Source organism: Mesorhizobium sp. M0048, from assembly GCF_040323405.1.
GTDB lineage: Bacteria > Pseudomonadota > Alphaproteobacteria > Rhizobiales > Rhizobiaceae > Mesorhizobium.
In genome coordinates, this window is record NZ_JAMYUV010000002.1 from 122321 (window position 1) to 140647 (window position 18327).

An 18327-nucleotide genomic window follows, 5' to 3' on the forward strand; every position below is an offset into this window, starting at 1 on the left:
GACATTTGGCTGCCGAAGCGCCGATTGCGCGTGGCGAGCGTGCGGGGGCTGCTTGACGCTTGACGGCATTCGCCTCTGCTGCCACTCCAGCAAAATGGAAACCGTCCAGTCGAAAGCGGCCCAGGGCCGCGTCGCCGATGCGCCGAGCGGCCACTGGGTCTATCGCGTGCTGCCGCGGCGGTTGTGGCCCTATGCGCAGCTTGCCCGGTGGGACCGGCCGATCGGCTGGCAATTGCTGCTGTGGCCATGCTGGTGGTCGGCTGCGCTTGCCGCGAGCGCCTATCCGCGTCCGACGGACCCGCTTCTCTCTCTGCTGCCGTCGCCGTGGTATCTGCTGCTGTTTTTTCTTGGCGCGTTCGCCATGCGCGGCGCCGGCTGCACCTACAATGATTTGGTCGACGAGGACATCGACAACCAGGTGGAACGCACGCGCTCGCGGCCGTTGCCGGCCGGCAAGGTCACGCGCCGGCAGGCCTGGATGTTTGTTGTCGTGCAGGCACTGGTCGGCCTTGCCGTGCTTTTGCAGTTCAACAGCTTCGCCATCTTGCTCGGCATCGGCTCGCTGGTCATCGTCGCCGTCTACCCGTTCATGAAGCGGTACACCAATTGGCCGCAACTCGTTCTCGGCCTTGCCTTTTCCTGGGGAGCGCTGATGGGATGGGCGGTCGAGTTCGGCGATCTCGATGGGCCAGCAATCATGCTCTATATCGGCTCGATCCTGTGGGTGATCGGCTATGACACGATCTATGCGCATCAGGACAAGGAAGACGACGCCATCGTCGGCGTGCGCTCGACGGCGCGCCTGTTCGGCGACAATACCAAGGTCTGGCTGGCCGGGCTTTATGGCGGAGCGCTGGTCTGCTTCGCCATCGCCTTTGCCTCGGCACAGGCACCGGTGCCTGCACTTGCCGGGCTGATCGCCGCCGGCGCGAATCTGGCGCGGCAGATCGGCGTGCTCGACATCGACGATCCGGACCAGTGCCTGAGGCTGTTCAGATCGAACAACCAGGTCGGCTGGCTGATCTTCCTCGGCCTGATCGGCGGCGCGGTCTGGGTGGCGCTGAAGCCGCTGGTTTAGCTATTCCCGCGAAATAAGCTCTTCGCCGCCGATGACCAGCCTGAGGCCGAGGTCGCCGGCGCGGCGGCGGGCGAGGAAGCGCGGGCGGCGCATGGTCGAGACGCGACCCTTGCGGCGGTCCTGCGCCGGCAGCGCCTTGATGGCGGCGCCGAGCGATTCTTCCAGCGTGCGGGCGATGCCGTCGGCCTCGATCAGCAGCATCGGCAGGCGGTAGGCGTCGGCCCAGGCGCGCCAGTCGGCGGCGACGTCGTCGAGATCGTCGGCGACCAGCAGCGGCACCGACAGCATCGGATCATTGTGCAGAAGCTCAAGCGTCACTGTGACATTGCCATCCGGATCCTCCATCGCGCGGGCGGCGACGCCGCGAAACGCGTTGGCGGGCAGAGCGATGATCGCCGGCACGCCGCTCATCTCCAGCGTGCGGCGGATAACCGCGCCGCGCTGGTCGATGGTGAAGGTAACGTCGCCATAGTCGTCGCGCGTGGCGTAGCTCACCACCTGCGGCAGGCGGAATGGATCAAGGCGCATATTGCGCCCGGCCCAGACTGGCTTCAGTCCAGTGTTCATATTGTGCCTTTCCTGTTTCTCCTGAGAGCCGGTGTTTCCGGTTCTCCGGGCCGGTTTTCCCAGCCTCGTTGTGGAGAAACATTAGCGCGAGCTTCTTATCCTCGCGCTTAAGAAAGTCGGTTAAATTTTGCTGATCCGGGGCGGATGGTTATCGGATTGCGAACCGGCGCAGGCCGGCGAAAGGATCAGATAACCTTACCGGGATTCATGATGCCGGCCGGGTCGAACGCGGCCTTCACCCTGCGCATCAGCTCGATTGCCATCGGCGGCGCCGTCGCGATCAATTCGTCCCGCTTCAACTGGCCGATGCCGTGCTCGGCCGAGATGGAGCCATGAAACGAGCGCACGACGTCGTGCACGGCCTTGTTCATGACGTGGTAAAGGCCGAGAAACGCCTCGTCATCGCCGTCGACCGGCCGGGAGATATTGTAGTGCAGGTTGCCGTCGCCCATGTGGCCGAAGCAGACGACGCGTGCGCCGGGACTGACCGACTGCACGGCGCCGGCGGCGCTTTCGATGAATGGCGGGATTAATGCTACCGGCACCGAGATGTCGTGCTTGATCGAGGCACCTTCCGGTTTCTGCGCCTCGGGCAGCACCTCGCGGAAATTCCAGAACGCGTCGCCCTGGGCCATGCTTGCCGCGATCACCGCATCGCCGACGATCCCTTGCTCGAGGCCTGCCTCCAGCACCTCCTCGATCAGGGCCCTGGCATCGTCGGCCGAACGGCCCGACGAGATCTGCATCAGCACATACCACGGCCAATCGCCGGCCAGCGGCCGCACCACGCCTTGCGCGTGGGCAAGCGTAGAGTCGTAGGGCCTCTGGCCGATCAGCTCGAAGGCGGTGAGCGCTGCCCCGGCACGATCCATCGCCAGGCTGAACAGCGACAGTGCCGCCTCCGGCGATGACAGGCCGGCAAACGCCACCTCGCGCCCCTTCGGCTTGGGGAAAAGCTTGAGCACGGCGGCGGTGATGATGCCGAGCGTGCCTTCCGCGCCGACGAACAGGTTCTTCAAATCGTAACCGGTATTGTCCTTTTTCAGCTTGCGCAGATCGTCGAACACTTCGCCGGTCGGCAGCACCACTTCGACGCCGAGGCACAGCTCGCGCGCATTGCCGTAGGCAAGCACGCCGGTGCCGCCGGCGTTGGAGGAGAGATTGCCGCCGATCTGGCAGGAGCCTTGCGCGGCAAGCGACAGCGGAAACAGCCGGTCGGCGGCATCGGCCGCTTCCTGCAGCGTCTGCAGGATGACGCCGGTTTCGACCGTCACCGTGTTGGACAGCGTATCGATTTCGCGGATGCGGTTCAGCCGCGACAGCGATAGCACGATCTCGCGACCGGAAGCATCGGGCACCTGGGCACCGACTAGCCCGGTGTTGCCGCTTTGCGGCACGATGGGCGTGCCGGTTTCGGTCGCCAGTCGCATGATGCGGCTGACCTCCTCGACGGTCCCCGGCCTCAGCACCAGCGCCGTCCTGCCGTGCCAAAGTCCGCGCCGCTCGGCGAGGTAAGGCGCGATGTCCTGCTGGTCGCGCAGCGCATATTTGTCGCCGACGATTGTCGCAAAGCGCGCGACGACGGCGGGGTCGAGACCTGGGGAAATGTCATTCATGTGTGGAAACTATGGTGCCCAATCCATCTTGTCACGAGGGGCGATCTTGTCACGCGGGGCGGCGGCGCGCCAAAGCCTGTCGTTGATCGCCTCGCCCAAGCCGTCGAACGGGATCGGCTCGACAGCGATGGTTTTGGCGCCGCTGCGATCGAGATCCTGCAGATGAGCGAAGAGATTGCTTGCTGCCTCGCGCAGGTCGCCGGTCTCCGACAGATTGCGCAGTGCGGCTGCATCGTGCCAGCCTTCGGCACGGCTGCGGCCGAAGGCCAGCAAGGCTTCGCCCGGTGCGACCTCCGCAGCATTGAGCCGTACCGCCGCACCTGGTGCATAGTGCGAGGCGAGCATGCCGGGCGCCTCGACGGCCGAAGCGCCGCGCAGCAACTTCACCCCGGCGACTGCTTCGATCTCTTCGGCGGCAATACCGCCCGGCCGCAACAGCCGCAGCTTTCCAGCTTCGACCTTGAGGATGGTCGATTCCAGCCCGACCGTCGTCGCGCCGCCATCGACCACCAGCTTGATCCTGGGGCCGAGGTCGGCGGCCACGGCTTCCGCCGTCGTGGCGCTGATCCTGCCCGAGGAATTGGCGCTGGGCGCCGCCAGCGCGCGACCGAACCTGGCGATCAGCTCGCCGCCAAAGCCTTTCGGCATGCGCAGCGCGATGGTGTCCAGCCCTGCGGTGACCAGCGGATGAATGCCGTTGCCGGGCCGTTGCGGCAGGACGAGCGTCAGCGGCCCCGGCCAGAATGCCTGCGCCAATCTTTCCGACAGCGGATCGAACAGCGCGATGCGCTCGGCCATCGCCGGATCGGCAATATGGGCGATCAGCGGGTTGAAGCGAGGTCGGCCCTTGGCTTCGAAGATACGAGCCACGGCAACGCCGTTGGTCGCGTCGCCGGCCAGCCCATAGACGGTTTCGGTCGGGATGGCGACGACATCGCCGCTCTCGAGCAGCGCCAACGCCCTTTCCATCGCCTCGCCCACGGCACGAATTTCAGCCACTGTCGCCACCTCACGGATGCGGGTGCCTAATACGGCGACGCCGGGCGGGCAAGCCCAGGCGTCGGCGAATCGCAAATCGCTAAAATGCTATGTTTCCTCGCAAGCCGGCATCAATTGCCCTCGGCTAGGGTGCCGTCTTCTTGGACAAGGGGAACTATCATGCTTTCGATGCGTATCGTTGGTGCGCTTGGCCTGGCGGTTATGGCCGGCACGGCGCAGGCTTCATCGCTCGTTTTTGTCGGGCAGACGACGGCAACGCCGTCGGTGGTAAGTGCCAGCGCGCTCGAACGGGCGAAAACACCGTCGATCGTCGCGCTCGGCGAGAAGTTGCCTGACGTCAATGAAAACGTCACCGATGAAAAGGTCGCGGCAATCCCGAGCCAGCCGAGTCATGGCTTCGACGGAAGCCCGATGATCATTCGCGGCGGTATCGTCGGCGATGCCTTTGCAACGCCCGCGCCCAAAGCCGCGCCGGCCACCGCTACCGCGCCCGCCGCGAACAGCAAGGCCGATCCAAAGGTCGCCAGCAAAACCCCTGAGCCGGCCGCGCCGCAGCCTGCGCCGCCAGGAGCTCCCGACCAGCCCAAATAGGGCCTGAAGCACAAGCGATGATTTTTTCGCGGATGTCAGCCGGCTATTTTCGAGAAATCGGCGACCCGGTCCGTCGCCGCGCGGATGCGGGCGAGCAATGCCAGGCGATTGGCGCGCACCGCCTGGTCCTCATCGTTTACCAGGACTTTCTCAAAGAATGAATCAACTGGCTCGCGCAACACGCTAAGCGCCAGCATGGCGGCGGAAAAGTCTTCGTTTTGAATTGCTTCGCCGGCTTGCCTCTCGGCCTGATTGACCGCCGCAAACAAGGTTTTCTCGGCGTTCTCCCGGAACAGAGCCGGCTCAACGCGGCTTGCGATTGCCGTCCCCTTCTTCTCTTCGGCAGCCACAATGTTGGCCGCGCGCTTGGTGCCGGCAAGCAGGTTTTTGCCGTCCTCGGTGTCGAGGAAGGAGCCAAGGGCCTCGACACGGCGGACGATCTGCAGGAGATCGTCGTTTTGCGATAGGCCAATCTCCCCCCTAGAGGGGGAGATGCCCGGCAGGGCGGAGGGGGGCGCGACAGAATGAGAGGCTGGCGGGACAGCGCCCTCCTCTGTCGGCTTCGCCGACATCTCCCCCTCTAGGGGGGAGATTGGGCGCGAACCTGCCGCCAACACCGCGTCGATCAGATCATGCCGCGCGCCCTGGTCGCGGAGATAGACCTTTAGGCGATCGTGGAAGAAGGCGAGGAGGTTATCTTCTTTGTTCGTCAAAGATTCGCCCAACGCGGGCGCGGCGTCCGCAATCTCAGATCTCTTTGTTGCGATGTACTCGTTCAAGGTCCGACGAAGTGTTCGTGGCTCAAGGAACGATCCGGTCGATCTCAAAGCCTCAAACTCATGGCCAATCTTATTGCCGTATAGGTGCTTAGCAATTGCAAGCCAGTTGTCGTGCCACGACGCCAAAAGGCTTATCCTCACCTCATTCTCGACCAAGATCCGGATCACCCCCAGCGCCGCCCTTCTCAGCGCGTAGGGGTCCTTCGATCCGGTCGGCTTTTCATCAATCGCCCAGAAGCCGACCAGCGTATCGAGCTTGTCTGAGAGCGCCACGGCGACCGATACCGGATCGGTCGGCACGCGGTCGGACGGGCCCTGCGGCTTGTAGTGCTCCTCGATCGCGGCGGCGACCGAAGGATGCTCGCCTTGCAGCAGCGCGTATTTGCGGCCCATGGCGCCTTGCAGTTCCGGGAACTCGCCGACCACCTCGGTGGTGAGGTCGGCCTTGGCGAGGACGGCAGCACGACGTGCGAGCGCGGTAATCTCCCCCCTCGAGGGGGAGATGTCGCCGAAGGCGACAGAGGGGGTCGGCACGTCCTGATGCGGCTTCCTATTTTGGACAGAGGACGCCGGCGCTTCACGCGAGGCGACCCCCTCTGGCCTGCCGGCCATCTCCCCCTCGAGGGGGGAGATCGACTGCGCCACGATTGGTGCCAGTTCTTCGGCCAACCTGGCAATCCGCTCCACCCGCTCGCCTTGCGTGCCGAGCTTGGCATGAAACGTTACATTGAGGTGGTCGAGGCGGGCCATGCGCTGGTCGAGCGGCTTTTTGAGATCAAGTCCGAACTTTTGCGCCGATGCCTGCAACTGGTCGAGATCCGGCAGGTCGCCCTGGTCGGTCTTCCAGAAATAGAGCGCGTCGGACAGGCGCGCGCGCACCACCTTGCCGTTGCCGTGGGCGATCTCCTTGCCGCCGTCCTTGGCCTCGATGTTGGCGGTCAGGATAAAGCGGTTGGAGAGCGGCGACTGGCTGATCTCCCCCCTTGAGGGGGAGATGGCCGGTAGGCCAGAGGGGGTCGGCACAACCTGACGCGACTCCCTATCGCGGACAGGGGATGCCGCCGATCCACGCGAGGCGACCCCCTCTGTCGGCTGCGGCGACATCTCCCCCTCGAGGGGGGAGATTTGGCGCGTCGTGACGAAACACTTCTGGTTGGCGCGGATGGTGAGCCGGATCACCTCGGCCGGAATGGTCAGAAAGTCCTGCTCGAATTCGCCCATCAGCACGACCGGCCATTCGACCAGGCCCGACACTTCCTCCAGCAGCCCGTCGTCCTCGACGAGGTCGAGCCCGCTGGCGAAGGCGAGGTTCCTGGCATCGGCAAGAATGATCTCCTTGCGTCGGTCGGCATCGAGCACGACCTTGGCCGCCTCAAGCTTGGCGACATAATCGTCGAAGCGGCGCACCGTGATGGCGCCCGGCGCATGAAAACGGTGGCCGTAGGTGACATTGCCCGAGCGGATGCCGTCGATCTCGAAATCGACCACCACCGGCTCCTCGGTTTCGGGGCCGAAGGTGCACAGGATCGATTGCAGCGGCCGCACCCAGCGCAACGAGCCGGGCTTGGCCGAAGCCGGCCCCCAGCGCATCGATTTCGGCCAGGGAAAGTTGCGGATGATGCCCGGCACCAGCTCGGCGATGATCTGCTCGGCCGGCCGGCCCGGCCTGGCAATATGGGCGACATAGAAGTCGCCCTTCTTCGGATCGGAATGAACATGCGCGTCGGCAATCGAGGCAAGGCCGGCCTTGCGCAGAAAACCTTGCACCGCCTGCTCGGGCGCCTTGGTCGAGGGGCCCTTGATCTCCTCGTTTATGTCCTTCGAGCGGGCGGTCAGACCGCGGATGTCGAGCGCCAGCCGGCGCGGCGTCCAATATTCGCGCGCCGCCTCATAAGTCAGCCCGGCTTCGACCAGACCGTCGGTCAGCAGCTTCTTCAGGTCGCCGGCAGCTTTTCTCTGCATACGAGCAGGAATCTCTTCCGAACGGAGTTCTAAAAGCAGGTCGGGCATTGAGTGTGCTCACGCGGCAAATGGTCCGGGCGGGGCATAGCAACTCGGCCGGCCGCTGTCACCCTTCCCAGCAAAGTCGGGCCTGCACGATCGCGGCATCCAACGGCGATTTCCGAAAAAATTCATCCGCCTGTCGGACACGAAGCGGTCCGCCCGTCCTTGGGTCAAAGATTTCCATCAACCGAACGCAGCGCTGAAGCGACCGACGCTCAGGCAGAGAACTATTGGCTAAACGAATGAAAACGGCATCGACATTCCTGCAGATCCTCGCGCTCAGCGCCTGTTTTACAGCACAGGTGCATGGCACGTTCTCGATGCCCGGCGTCAGGCAAGCGCTGCGGACAATAGCCGGTGCAAGCGGCCAAGGTACGTTGCCAATCAGCGCTCCTGTCGAAATCGCCTGGAGCTAATGTGCATGTCGCGCAAAAGTGTGCAGCGGTTTTGCGATAACGACATGCATCAAAACAAGAACTTAAAGCGCGTCGCATGAGGCCGGTCGAACGCGACGCGCTTTAAGCCGCCATTCCGCCCGCCTGGGTCAGCAGAAACGCCTCGCCGCAGGCCTTGGCCAGATTGCGCACCCGCAAGATGTAACTCTGGCGCTCGGTGACCGAAATGACGCCGCGTGCGTCGAGCAGGTTGAAGACGTGGCTGGCCTTGATGCACTGGTCGTAGGCTGGGAATACCATGCGGTGACAACCCTCCCCCTTGAGGGGAGGGTGGCCCGAAGGGCCGGGTGGGGTCGCCCGCACAGTGCTCGACGCTTGACTTGAGGTGCCTTCTGAGATGACCCCCTCTGCCCGCTTCGCGGGCATCTCCCCCTCAAGGGGGGAGACAGGGGCGCCGGCTTGTAGCAGCGCCTTGCACTCGGCTTCGGCGTCTTCGAAATGGCGCAGTAGCATCGCGGTGTTGGCGAATTCGAAATTGTGGCGCGAATATTCCTGCTCGGCCTGCAGGAAGACGTCGCCATAGGTCACCTTATCGGCGCCTTCGCGGCCGTTGAAATTGAGGTCGTAGACATTGTCGACGCCCTGCACATACATGGCCAGCCGCTCCAGCCCGTAAGTGAGCTCGCCCGCTACCGGTGCGCATTCGATGCCGCAGACCTGCTGGAAATAGGTGAACTGCGACACCTCCATGCCGTCGCACCAGCACTCCCAGCCCAGCCCCCAGGCGCCCAGCGTCGGGCTTTCCCAGTCGTCCTCGACGAAGCGGATGTCGTGCAGCAGCGAATCGATGCCGATCGCGGCCAGCGAGCCGAGGTAAAGCTCCTGCAGATTGGGCGGATTGGGCTTCAGGATCACCTGGTATTGGTAATAGTGCTGCAGCCGGTTCGGGTTCTCGCCATAGCGGCCGTCCTTAGGGCGGCGCGAGGGCTGGACATAGGCGGCGTTCCAGCGTTTTGGGCCGAGCGCGCGCAATGTCGTGGCCGGGTGGAATGTGCCGGCGCCGACTTCCATGTCGTAAGGCTGGAGGACGACGCAGCCATAGTCCGCCCAATAATTATGCAAGGTCAGGATCAGCCCCTGGAACGAGCGGCTGGGATGCATGTCGGCAGGAATATCAACGGTCACGGCGGCCTCCGGCGGGATGCGGCACCTCGTAGAGTGCCGCTCGGCGACCGTCAAGGCGATGGGGTCACCCCTTCGGGGCGGGCGCCGGCTCGGGCTTCACCTTGGGGGTTTCCTGCGCCGTGTTGGATTCGATCGGCGGCAGGCCCTTCATCAGCTTTTGCTGCAAGGCGGCAAGCACATCCGGGTCCGGCTTCAGGTCGCGGGCCTGGTTCCACTGGAAGGTGGCTTCCAGCTTGCGGCCGACGCGCCAGTAGGCGTCGCCGAGGTGATCGTTGAGCACCGGATCCTCCGGCTTCAACGAAACGGCGCGTTCCATTTCGCGCACCGCGTCCTCGAACTGGCCAAGGCGGTAATAGGCCCAGCCCAGCGAGTCGACGATGTAGCCGTCGCTCGGCCTCAGGTCGACGGCCTTCTGGATCATCGCGAGGCCTTCCTTGAGGTTCATGTTCTTGTCGACCCAGGAATAGCCGAGATAGTTCAGGACCTGCGGCTGGTCGGGGTAGAGCTCCAGCGCCTTGCGGAAATTCGGCTCGGCCTTCGGCCATTCCTTCAGTCGCTCATAGGCGATGCCACGCTGGTAGAAGATGTTCCAGTTGGCGGCGGTCGGCGTCTTCAGCACCTCGACTGCCTTGTCGTAAAGATTGGCGGCGGAGCGGAAGTCCTCCTTCGCGGAATAGACGCCGCCGAGCGCCAGATAGGCGCGCATGTCGTCTGGATGCGCATCGACGATGGCCTTGAGGTGAGCGATCGCCTCGTCATTGCGGTCGAGATCGGCAAGGTTGAGGCCAAGCTGCAGGTCCGAAAGCTCCTTCAGCGGCGAGCCGGCGGGAATGCGGCGATAGAGCGCGATGGCGCCCTCGCCGTCTTTCAACTGCTCGGCGACGGCGGCAAGCTGAACGAGCGCCGCGTCGTTGCCGGGCCGCAGCGCCAGGGCATATCGCAGATAGAGCCGCACGAACGGCTCGCCGCCGCCGCGGTTGAGCGCGGTGGCGAGATCGAGCAGGATCTCCGAGGCGCCGTCCGAGGGACCGGCAACGAATGGTTCGATCTTTTCGCCCTTGTTGATCTTGTCGCGAAGCGATGCAATCTCGACCTTGCCGGGCGCAAACGCCTCGGCCTTGTCGAGCACCGACAGCGCCTTGGCCTTGTCGCCTCTGCGGGCGAGGAAAGAGGCGTAGGCCTGCGCGTTGCGCATCCACGTTTCGGGGGCCGCACCGCCAGCGGCCGTGTCTTGCAGGGTGGCGGTGTAGAGCGCATCCGCCCTGTCGGGCAGGCCTGAGGCGTCGGCAATCAAGGCACGGTGGAACGACTTGAACGGGCTGAACCAGTCGGGGCCCTGCAGCTTGTCGATGGAAGCCATGGCCTCGCCGGCGTCGCCCTCACCTTGCTTGGCCCAGCCGGTCATGACGCCGGAGATCAGCCGGTCGAGATCGGATTCGAGCGAAAGCTTGAGCCAGTATTCGGCCTTGGAGAAATCCTTCTTGTGGAAGGTATCGATGGCCAGCGCCAGGCGCGAGAAGCGCTCGACGTCGGGAATCGCCTTGAGCTTGTCGGCATAGACCAGGGACTCGTCGAAGCGCCCCTGCGCGATCAGCGACAGCATCAGGCTTTGCTGCAGTCCCGTATCGTTCGGATCGAACGCAAGCGCCTGCTTGTAATAGGAAATGGCGCTGTCGAGGTCGTTGTCGCCTTCGGCAATCCGCGCCGCGAGATAGGCTCCCGAGAAGGATGTGATCCTGACCGGCTCGGCGGTCTGTCTGGCATGCGCCGGCAAAGCCGAGATCGCCATGCCCGTCGCGATTGCCAGCCCCGTCAGCCAGCGCGCATATCCTTGCCGCATCATATCCCTTTCAGCCAAACGCCATCTCCGCGTCAGCGGGATCGCCGTAGACTCGATCTTTACAGGTAAAGCATGGCCTTTTTGGGGTCACGCTTCAACCCGGCCCGAATTCACAATCGGGTCAAGCAACTAATAAACCATGCCGAAAGAGGTCGTACGACCGCATTGCGACAATCCGACAATGGGAAACCGGCGTCACGGCCTGGAACTCAGGACGTTTGCGAAAGGCTTGCGTCGAGCGCCTGCATGGCGACGGTGACAAGATCGTGCAGCCGCTTTTTCGGCACGCCGTCGCGTGCCTGCACCGAAAGGCCGTGCATCAGCGTGGCGTAATAATCACCCAACGTCTCGGCGTCGGTACCCGGCTTCAATTCGCCATCGCGCACCGCTTGCTTCAACCGCTCGACGATCGATGCGGTACGCGCCAGCCGGTGCTCCGCCAGCCATTGCTGCACGGCGTCGTTTTCGACGGCGCAATTGGTGGCGGCCGTCACCACCATGCAGCCCTGCGGCTGCCCCGGCCGCGTATAGATTTCGACGGCGTCGCGAAGCATGCGCTCGATGACGCGCCGGACGTTTGGTTCTTCCTGCAGCGCGCGCGTGGCAAAGCCGCCCTCATTGGCCTCGTAAAGTGCCACCGCTTCGCGAAACAGATCCTCCTTCGAGCCGAAGGCGGCATAGATGCGCGCCGATGCGAGGCCAAGCGCCGAAACGAGATCGGCCATCGAGGTGCCCTCGTAGCCACGTCTCCAGAAAGCGTCCCGGGCTTTCTCCAGCGCCTGGTCGCGGTCGAACTCCCTTGGCCTTCCCGCCATTGCGACCTCCAATTTTTGTCGATCAACAAATAATCCTCTTGACTTCGGATTGCAAATCCCGATTCTTTGTCGATCATTAAATAATAGTCGACAAGGAGACCGACATGAGTTCACTGGATCAACGCGCGCCGCTCGGCGCAATCGCAGCGCAAGGGACGACCGGTGTGAAGCGCGGCGTAACGCTGGCGCTGCTCGCCTTCGCGCAGCTCATCATCTCGCTCGACCTCAACATCGTCTTCGTGGCGCTGCCGGAGATCGGCGCCGGCCTCGGATTTTCCGGTCAGACCCTGCAATGGGTGGTGAGCGCCTACACGGTCTTTACCGGCGGCTTCCTGCTGTTCGGCGGCCGGGCCGCCGACCTGATCGGCCAGCGCCGCGTCTTCATCTTCGCACTCTGGCTCTACGCGCTTTCTTCGCTTGTCGGCGGCCTGGCATGGTCACCGGAAATCATCATTGCGGCACGCGCGGTCCAAGGCATCGGCGCCGCATTCCTGTTTCCGGCGACGCTGTCGCTGATCAACCGTCTGTTCGCCGAAGGACCGGAACGCAACCGGGCGCTCGCCGTCTGGGGCGGCGCAGGCGCCAGCGGCCTGACGTTCGGTTCGCTTGCCGGCGGGTTTCTGACCAGCGCCTTTGGCTGGCCGTCGGTCTTCTACGTCAACGTGCTGCTGGCCGGGATCGCCATCATCGCGGCTTTCGCCATCATCCCGCGCGATCGCAAGCGGCACGAGCACCGTAGCTTCGATCTGCCGGGCGCATTGACCGTCACCGCCGGGGCGACGCTGCTTGTCTTCACCCTGGTTCAGGGGCCTGAATATGGCTGGGGATCGACCGCAATTATCGTCAGCGCAGCACTGGCGGCATTCTTCCTGATCGCCTTCACGATGATCGAGGCGAAGAGCGCCGATCCGCTGATGCCGCTGCGCCTGTTTTACAACCGCAGCCTCGTCGCCGGCATGACGATAACCTTCCTCTACATGGCGACTTTCGGAGCGCTGCCCTACTTCCTCACCGTGCTGCTGCAGAACGTGCACGGTTTCACTGCCTTGCAGACGGGCCTCGCCTTTCTCGTGCCGTCGGTCGCCATCGCCGCCGGCACGCAAGCCGGCGAGCGTCTGGCGACGCGCTTTTCCACGCGCAGCACGCTGGTCGGCGGCATGATCGTCGGCGCGGTCGGCACTGCATTGATGGTATCAGGCGCAACCGCGGAGAGCAGCTATCTGTCCCTCGTACCCGGCCTGATCGTCTCCGGCGTCGGACAAGGCATCGTCTGGACCGCAATGTGGATTGCCGCCGCTTCCGGCGTTGCCCATGATCAGCAAGGCGTCGCCTCGGGCATGGCTTCGACGACACTCAATGTCGGCAACGCCATCGGCATGGCCGTGCTGATCGCGATTGCGAACAGCCAAATCGGCGAATTGTCCGGCGATGCGTTGAAAATTGCCGTCGCCGACGGCATCCAGGTCGCCTTCTGGTTCGCGGCGGCGGGCATCGTCGTCAGCCTGCTCGCAGCAATGGTTCTTCCGGCAAAGGCGCGATGAGAACGGCGCGGGCGCCGATGGCTGTCAATTCACCCGGCTGATGCAGAAATCGATGACGTCGATCAGTGCAGACTTCTGCGGCGTCGCTTCGAGCGGCGCCAGGGCGTCGCGGGCGATCTCGCCGAAATGGCGGGCGCGCCCGATGGTGTCGGCAATCGCCCTGTGGCGGAGCATCAGGCCGATTGCCTTTTCCAGCCCGGCATCGTCGGCGGCATTGTCCTCGATGGCGCGTTTCCAGAAGCTGCGCTCGGCCTTGGTGCCGCGCCGATAGGCGAGGATCACCGGCAGCGTTACCTTGCCCTCGCGGAAATCGTCGCCGACATTCTTGCCGAGATCCTTGCTGGTGCCGCCATAATCCAGCGCGTCGTCGATCAGCTGGAAAGCAAGGCCGAGATTCATGCCGTAGGAGCGGAGTGCTGCGCGATCGTTGCGCGTCGCCTGGGCGATGACCGGGCCGACCTCGGCGGCAGCTGAGAACAGCGCCGCGGTCTTGGCCTTGATCACGGCGAAATGCTCGTCCTCGGTGGTTTCGAGGTTCTTGGCGGCGGCAAGCTGCATCACCTCGCCTTCGGCGATCACCGAGGCCGCACTCGACAGGATGTCGAGCGCTTCCAGCGAGGCGACATCGACCATCATGCGAAAGGCCTGGCCGAGCAGGAAATCGCCGACCAGAACACTGGCCTGGTTGCCCCAGATCATGCGCGCCGTTTTCTTGCCGCGCCGCATGCCGCTTTCGTCGACAACGTCGTCGTGGAGAAGTGTCGCGGTGTGCATGAATTCGACCGATGTGGCGAGCTTGACATGGCCGTCGCCGGAATAGCCGAACATCTGGGCGGCGGCGAGCGTCAGCATCGGCCGCAGCCGTTTGCCGCCGGACGAGATCAGATGGTTGGCGATCTCCGGGATCATCTCGACATCGGAGCCGGCCTTCGACAGGATCAATTTGTTGACGCGCCCCATGTCGGCCGCGGTCAGGTCGATGAGGTCCTTTATCGAGGCGGCTTCGCGCTTCCCGTTTTCAATGTTGAGAACGACACCCACGGCAAAACTCCCAACCTCGATATGCACGACGGCAACATGGTCCCTGGACAGACTCTAGGGTGTCACCCACCGGTGCGGCAAGAGGCGAATTGGCGCGCCGGCTCTGGTACATGATCACGCCTACGTTTACATCAACGCCGCAAACTGCGAGTTTCATCCGATGATAGAGCTCATCCGCACCAACGACGCTGTCATCATTTCGTTTGTCGAATCGCTGATGCGCGATGCCGGTATCGGCTGTTTCGTCGCCGACCAGAACATGAGCGTGCTCGACGGCTCGATCGGCATCCTGCCCCGCCGTGTCATGGTGGACGCCGACAAGGCCGATGCGGCACGGCGCATCCTGACGGATGCCGGCATCGCCAACGAGATCCGCCAAAAATAATGTCCGCGTCGCCCGCTGCCCTTGTCCCGGACATGCCGACTCACACGGTCGATGCCTTCCATCGTGGTCGCTTCTGGCTGGTGCAGCCGAGAAAGGCCGGCCACCGCGCCGGCATGGATGCGATGATGCTGGCGGCTGCCGTGCCGTCCTCCTTCGCCGGGCGGCTGGCCGACTTTGGCGCGGGTGCCGGTGCCGCGGGCCTGGCGGTGCTGTCGCGCTGCCCCGCTGCCGCGGCCGTGCTTGTCGAGCGTTCCCCGGAAATGGCGGCCTTCGCCACCACCACGCTTGCCCATCCCGGCAATGCGCATCTCAGCGACCGCGCCTCGGTGCTCGTCGCCGATGTCGCGCTGTCGGGCCGGGCGCGAACGGCCGCCGGCCTCGAGGACAACAGCTTCGATTTCGTCATCATGAACCCGCCGTTCAATGCCGCCGAGGATCGCGCGACGCCCGATCCGCTGAGAAAGGCCGCGCATGTCTCGGAGGATGGATTGTTCGACAGCTGGATCCGCAGCGCGGCCGCGGTGGTGAGGCCGGGCGGCGGGCTGGCCGTCATCGCCCGGCCGGAACAGCTCGGCGCCATCCTCGATGCCGTTGCCGGCCGCTTCGGCGACGCCGAGATGCTGGCCGTCCATCCTCGCCCCGAGGCGGCAGCGATCCGCATCGTCGTCCGGGCAGCACTCGGCGCACGCGGCAAGCTGTCGATCCAGCCACCGCTGATGCTGCATGCCTACTCAGGCAATGGCCCTTCGGAGCGGGCAGAGCTGATCAATAACGGGCTGGCGTCGCTGTTCGGAGACTGATCCATTCTGATTGCCGGGGTGACGGCATTGCCGTTGGCCGGCGAATTCCTACATGCCTCAAGCAAATCGACCGGAGACCGCCCCCTCGTGAAACGCCTTTTCAACCGCCTGCTGCCGAAATCCTGGCGCTCCACCGTCGTCACCATTCCGGTCATCCGGCTGCACGGCACGATCATGCCCGGCGGCGGCCAGTTCCGGCCGAGCCTGTCGCTCGCTTCCACCGCCGGTCTTCTCGAAAAGCTGTTTTCCTTCGATGCGCCGGCGGTCGCCATCTCGATCAATTCGCCAGGGGGCTCGCCGGTGCAGTCGCGGCTGATCTTCAGGCGCATCCGCGACCTGGCGAGCGAGAAGAACAAGAAAGTCCTGGTTTTCGTCGAGGACGTGGCGGCATCGGGCGGCTACATGATTGCGGTCGCGGGCGACGAGATCTTTGCCGACCCGTCCTCCATCGTCGGCTCGATCGGTGTGGTGTCGGCCTCGTTCGGCTTTCCGGAGCTGTTGAAGAAGATCGGCGTCGAGCGCCGCGTCCACACCGCCGGCCAGAACAAGGCGGTGCTCGACCCGTTCAAACCGGAAAAGAAGGAGGACGTCGAGCGCCTGAAGGCGCTGCAACTGGAGGTCCACGAGACCTTCATCGACCTCGTCAAGGACAGGCGCGGCAGCAAGCTCAAGGACGATCCCGACCTGTTCACAGGCCTGTTCTGGACGGCCAAGAAGGGGCTTGAACTCGGGCTGGTCGATGCGCTCGGCGACATGCGCAGCGTGCTGAAGAGCCGTTTCGGGCCGAAAACCCAGCTCAAGCTGATCACCGCGCCGCGCGGCCTGTTCGGCCGCTTCGGCCTGTTCGGCTCGAGCTTGTCGGCGCCCGACATCGCTGCCGCCGCGGCAAGCGGCGTCATCGATGCGGCGGAAGAGCGCGCGCTGTGGGCGCGCTTCGGGCTTTGAAAAGCCGGTGAAAGCGTCTAGCATAAATCATCAACCGACCCGACCGGCGGCCTTGCCGGCCTTGCGAGGGAGGAGTTTGACATGCCGCAGATCATTTTCTTCGCCGTCGTCGGCATTGCCGCCTATTTCGGCTACCGCTCCTTCGTCAGGGAAGCCGAGCGGGTGACCGCCAAGGTACGTCGGGCCGAAAAGCAGACGGCCAACGGGACGATGGGAACACTGGTCAAGGATCCGAAGACCGGCGAATACCGTCTGGCCAAGGATTGACCGTCGTCCCCCTCGCGGCCGAGCCAATCAACGCCGAGGCCAGCCTCCGGGCATTGCATGCGCACGCCAAGATAAATCTCGCGCTGCACGTCACCGGCCGGCGCGCCGACGGTTATCACATGATCGAAAGCCTGGCTGTGTTCACGCGCTTCGGCGACCGCATCGAGACAGAACTTGCCGACAGCGATGGGTTTTCCGTGTCCGGCAAATACGCCTCCGCGGTGCCGGTCGACGACAATAATCTGGTGGTGAGAGCGCGCGACGCACTGCGTCGCGAGGCCGGTTCCCAACACGCGCCGGCTGTCGCCATCCGGCTCGAAAAGAACCTGCCGGTCGCGTCCGGTGTCGGAGGCGGATCGAGCGACGCGGCGGCTGTGCTGCGCGCCCTGATCCAGACCTGGGGACTTGATGTTGACGATGCCGAACTGGCGCGGATCGGCCTGTCGCTCGGCGCCGACGTGCCGATGTGCCTCGCTGCTAAGCCACTGATAGCCCGCGGCGTCGGCGACGAGCTGACACTCGTGCCGGATTTCCCGGCGCTGGGTCTGGTGCTCGTCAATCCCGGCACTGCCGTCTCGACGGCCGACGTGTTCGAGGCGCTTGGCCGCCGCGACAATGCGGCGCTGCCGCCGCTGCCGCACAGCCTCGACTTCCACAGCATCCGCAACTGGCTGGAGATCACCCGCAACGATCTCGAACCTGCGGCGCGTGCAATCCAGCCCGCCATCGGCAAGGCGCTTTCCGTGCTTAACAAGGCCGGAGCCGGTTTTGCCAGGATGTCGGGTTCCGGCGCCACCTGCTTCGGGCTGTTCGAGACCGGCAACGTGGCCAAGCGCGCGGCCGTCGATATCCGCGGCCGCCATCCCGACTGGTTTGTCGCGGCGACGCGAAGCGTGAGATCGGAGGCTGATGCCCATGGCCAGGATTGACGTGAGCCGCCCCTTTGTTCCCGTGCGCATCGCGGTACTGACCGTTTCCGATACGCGCAGCCTCGTCGACGACAAATCCGGGCAGACGCTGGCCGACCGTATTGCCGAGGCCGGCCACATCCTCGCCGCCCGCGACATCGTCACCGACGACCGCGACAAGATCCGCGACACGGTCCTAGGTTGGTCAAGGGACGAAGCGATCGATGTCGTCATCACCACCGGCGGCACCGGCTTCACCGGCCGCGACGTGACGCCGGAAGCGCTGGAGCCGATCTTCGAAAAGCGCATGGACGGCTTTTCCGAAGTGTTCCACCGCATATCCTACGACAAGATCGGCACCTCGACGATCCAGAGCCGGGCAACCGGCGGCGTCGTCAACGCCACCTTCGTCTTCGTGCTGCCGGGCTCGCCCGGCGCCTGCAAGGACGCCTGGGACGGCATCTTGAAGCCGCAGCTCGACTACCGGCACATGCCCTGCAACTTCGTCGAGATCATGCCGCGGCTGGACGAGCATTTGCGGCGCGGCTGAGGCGAGCCAAGGTATCAGCCA

18 protein-coding genes are annotated in these 18327 nt (G+C 64.4%); 10 read left to right on the forward strand and 8 right to left on the reverse strand.

What is annotated here, in order from left to right; genetic code table 11:
• The first annotated feature begins 94 nt into the window (after nucleotides 1-94).
• Nucleotides 95-1078 (forward strand): 4-hydroxybenzoate octaprenyltransferase, encoded by a 984-nt coding sequence (gene ubiA / locus NKJ84_RS02815; RefSeq protein WP_352470707.1) that lies wholly within the window; start codon nucleotides 95-97, stop codon nucleotides 1076-1078.
• Here ubiA and NKJ84_RS02820 read toward each other — a convergent pair whose 3' ends face one another.
• The 3 genes from NKJ84_RS02820 to NKJ84_RS02830 form a co-directional block, all read right to left on the reverse strand.
• A complete protein-coding gene (locus tag NKJ84_RS02820; RefSeq protein WP_023674094.1) occupies nucleotides 1079-1645 on the reverse strand; it encodes a DUF6101 family protein in 567 nt (188 codons plus the stop codon).
• Nucleotides 1646-1830: 185 nt separating this feature from the next.
• Complete coding sequence (locus NKJ84_RS02825; RefSeq protein WP_352505235.1) at nucleotides 1831-3261, reverse strand: FAD-binding oxidoreductase; 1431 nt, start codon at nucleotides 3259-3261, stop codon at nucleotides 1831-1833.
• A gap of 9 nt (nucleotides 3262-3270) precedes the next feature.
• Nucleotides 3271-4260 (reverse strand): L-threonylcarbamoyladenylate synthase, encoded by a 990-nt coding sequence (locus NKJ84_RS02830; RefSeq protein ID WP_352505236.1) that lies wholly within the window; start codon nucleotides 4258-4260, stop codon nucleotides 3271-3273.
• A 201-nt stretch (nucleotides 4261-4461) separates the two neighbouring features.
• Here NKJ84_RS02830 and NKJ84_RS02835 point away from each other — a divergent pair, with 201 nt between their 5' ends.
• Complete coding sequence (locus tag NKJ84_RS02835; RefSeq protein ID WP_352505237.1) at nucleotides 4462-4851, forward strand: hypothetical protein; 390 nt, start codon at nucleotides 4462-4464, stop codon at nucleotides 4849-4851.
• Between the two features lie 35 nt (nucleotides 4852-4886).
• On the opposite strand, the gene NKJ84_RS02840 is transcribed toward NKJ84_RS02835, so the two are convergent.
• Nucleotides 4887-7640 carry a glycine--tRNA ligase subunit beta gene (locus tag NKJ84_RS02840; protein ID WP_352505238.1) on the reverse strand — a complete coding sequence of 918 codons (2754 nt, stop codon included), beginning with the start codon at nucleotides 7638-7640 and terminating at the stop codon, nucleotides 4887-4889.
• A 236-nt stretch (nucleotides 7641-7876) separates the two neighbouring features.
• Between NKJ84_RS02840 and NKJ84_RS02845 the strand changes: the two genes are divergently transcribed.
• On the forward strand, nucleotides 7877-8050 hold the full coding sequence (locus tag NKJ84_RS02845) for a hypothetical protein (RefSeq protein ID WP_023674088.1): 174 nt from the start codon (nucleotides 7877-7879) through the stop codon (nucleotides 8048-8050).
• Between the two features lie 102 nt (nucleotides 8051-8152).
• On the opposite strand, the gene NKJ84_RS02850 is transcribed toward NKJ84_RS02845, so the two are convergent.
• The 3 genes from NKJ84_RS02850 to NKJ84_RS02860 form a co-directional block, all read right to left on the reverse strand.
• Nucleotides 8153-9214 (reverse strand): glycine--tRNA ligase subunit alpha, encoded by a 1062-nt coding sequence (locus NKJ84_RS02850; RefSeq protein ID WP_352505239.1) that lies wholly within the window; start codon nucleotides 9212-9214, stop codon nucleotides 8153-8155.
• 64 nt (nucleotides 9215-9278) lie between these two features.
• Complete coding sequence (locus NKJ84_RS02855; RefSeq protein WP_352505453.1) at nucleotides 9279-11054, reverse strand: tetratricopeptide repeat protein; 1776 nt, start codon at nucleotides 11052-11054, stop codon at nucleotides 9279-9281.
• Nucleotides 11055-11263: 209 nt separating this feature from the next.
• Nucleotides 11264-11869 (reverse strand): TetR/AcrR family transcriptional regulator, encoded by a 606-nt coding sequence (locus NKJ84_RS02860; RefSeq protein WP_352505240.1) that lies wholly within the window; start codon nucleotides 11867-11869, stop codon nucleotides 11264-11266.
• Nucleotides 11870-11973: 104 nt separating this feature from the next.
• Between NKJ84_RS02860 and NKJ84_RS02865 the strand changes: the two genes are divergently transcribed.
• Complete coding sequence (locus tag NKJ84_RS02865) at nucleotides 11974-13410, forward strand: MFS transporter (RefSeq protein WP_352505241.1); 1437 nt, start codon at nucleotides 11974-11976, stop codon at nucleotides 13408-13410.
• A 24-nt stretch (nucleotides 13411-13434) separates the two neighbouring features.
• On the opposite strand, the gene NKJ84_RS02870 is transcribed toward NKJ84_RS02865, so the two are convergent.
• Entirely contained in the window at nucleotides 13435-14451 is a 1017-nt protein-coding gene (locus tag NKJ84_RS02870) for a polyprenyl synthetase family protein (protein WP_352505242.1), read from the reverse strand.
• 160 nt (nucleotides 14452-14611) lie between these two features.
• On the opposite strand from NKJ84_RS02870, the gene NKJ84_RS02875 reads away from it, so the two are divergent.
• The 6 genes from NKJ84_RS02875 (at nucleotide 14612) to moaB (ending at nucleotide 18306) form a co-directional block, all read left to right on the forward strand.
• A complete protein-coding gene (locus tag NKJ84_RS02875; protein WP_023674082.1) occupies nucleotides 14612-14836 on the forward strand; it encodes a putative signal transducing protein in 225 nt (74 codons plus the stop codon).
• Complete coding sequence (locus NKJ84_RS02880) at nucleotides 14836-15636, forward strand: tRNA1(Val) (adenine(37)-N6)-methyltransferase (RefSeq protein WP_352505243.1); 801 nt, start codon at nucleotides 14836-14838, stop codon at nucleotides 15634-15636. Before NKJ84_RS02875 ends, NKJ84_RS02880 begins: the two co-directional genes overlap by 1 nt.
• An 87-nt stretch (nucleotides 15637-15723) precedes the next feature.
• The gene (locus NKJ84_RS02885; protein ID WP_352505244.1) at nucleotides 15724-16581 is read left to right on the forward strand and encodes a S49 family peptidase; all 858 of its coding nucleotides are present in this window, start codon (nucleotides 15724-15726) and stop codon (nucleotides 16579-16581) included.
• Between the two features lie 81 nt (nucleotides 16582-16662).
• Complete coding sequence (locus tag NKJ84_RS02890; RefSeq protein WP_292665400.1) at nucleotides 16663-16848, forward strand: hypothetical protein; 186 nt, start codon at nucleotides 16663-16665, stop codon at nucleotides 16846-16848.
• A gap of 26 nt (nucleotides 16849-16874) precedes the next feature.
• Nucleotides 16875-17777 carry a 4-(cytidine 5'-diphospho)-2-C-methyl-D-erythritol kinase gene (locus tag NKJ84_RS02895; RefSeq protein ID WP_352505454.1) on the forward strand — a complete coding sequence of 301 codons (903 nt, stop codon included), beginning with the start codon at nucleotides 16875-16877 and terminating at the stop codon, nucleotides 17775-17777.
• Nucleotides 17764-18306 carry a molybdenum cofactor biosynthesis protein B gene (moaB, locus tag NKJ84_RS02900; protein ID WP_352505245.1) on the forward strand — a complete coding sequence of 181 codons (543 nt, stop codon included), beginning with the start codon at nucleotides 17764-17766 and terminating at the stop codon, nucleotides 18304-18306. Before NKJ84_RS02895 ends, moaB begins: the two co-directional genes overlap by 14 nt.
• Nucleotides 18307-18327 lie beyond the last annotated feature (21 nt).

Excerpts from the sequence above, each read along its gene's own strand:
- NKJ84_RS02875 (WP_023674082.1), top strand. The coding sequence starts at position 14,612 with ATGATAGAGCTCATCCGCACCAACGACGCTGTCATCATTTCGTTTGTC.
- NKJ84_RS02865 (WP_352505241.1), top strand. The coding sequence starts at position 11,974 with ATGAGTTCACTGGATCAACGCGCGCCGCTCGGCGCAATCGCAGCGCAA.
- NKJ84_RS02880 (WP_352505243.1), top strand. The coding sequence starts at position 14,836 with ATGTCCGCGTCGCCCGCTGCCCTTGTCCCGGACATGCCGACTCACACG.
- NKJ84_RS02860 (WP_352505240.1), bottom strand. The coding sequence starts at position 11,869 with ATGGCGGGAAGGCCAAGGGAGTTCGACCGCGACCAGGCGCTGGAGAAA.
- NKJ84_RS02845 (WP_023674088.1), top strand. The coding sequence starts at position 7,877 with ATGAAAACGGCATCGACATTCCTGCAGATCCTCGCGCTCAGCGCCTGT.
- ubiA (WP_352470707.1), top strand. The coding sequence starts at position 95 with ATGGAAACCGTCCAGTCGAAAGCGGCCCAGGGCCGCGTCGCCGATGCG.
- NKJ84_RS02835 (WP_352505237.1), top strand. The coding sequence starts at position 4,462 with ATGGCCGGCACGGCGCAGGCTTCATCGCTCGTTTTTGTCGGGCAGACG.
- NKJ84_RS02820 (WP_023674094.1), bottom strand. The coding sequence starts at position 1,645 with ATGAACACTGGACTGAAGCCAGTCTGGGCCGGGCGCAATATGCGCCTT.
- moaB (WP_352505245.1), top strand. The coding sequence starts at position 17,764 with ATGGCCAGGATTGACGTGAGCCGCCCCTTTGTTCCCGTGCGCATCGCG.
- NKJ84_RS02855 (WP_352505453.1), bottom strand. The coding sequence starts at position 11,054 with ATGCGGCAAGGATATGCGCGCTGGCTGACGGGGCTGGCAATCGCGACG.
- NKJ84_RS02840 (WP_352505238.1), bottom strand. The coding sequence starts at position 7,640 with ATGCCCGACCTGCTTTTAGAACTCCGTTCGGAAGAGATTCCTGCTCGT.
- NKJ84_RS02825 (WP_352505235.1), bottom strand. The coding sequence starts at position 3,261 with ATGAATGACATTTCCCCAGGTCTCGACCCCGCCGTCGTCGCGCGCTTT.
- NKJ84_RS02890 (WP_292665400.1), top strand. The coding sequence starts at position 16,663 with ATGCCGCAGATCATTTTCTTCGCCGTCGTCGGCATTGCCGCCTATTTC.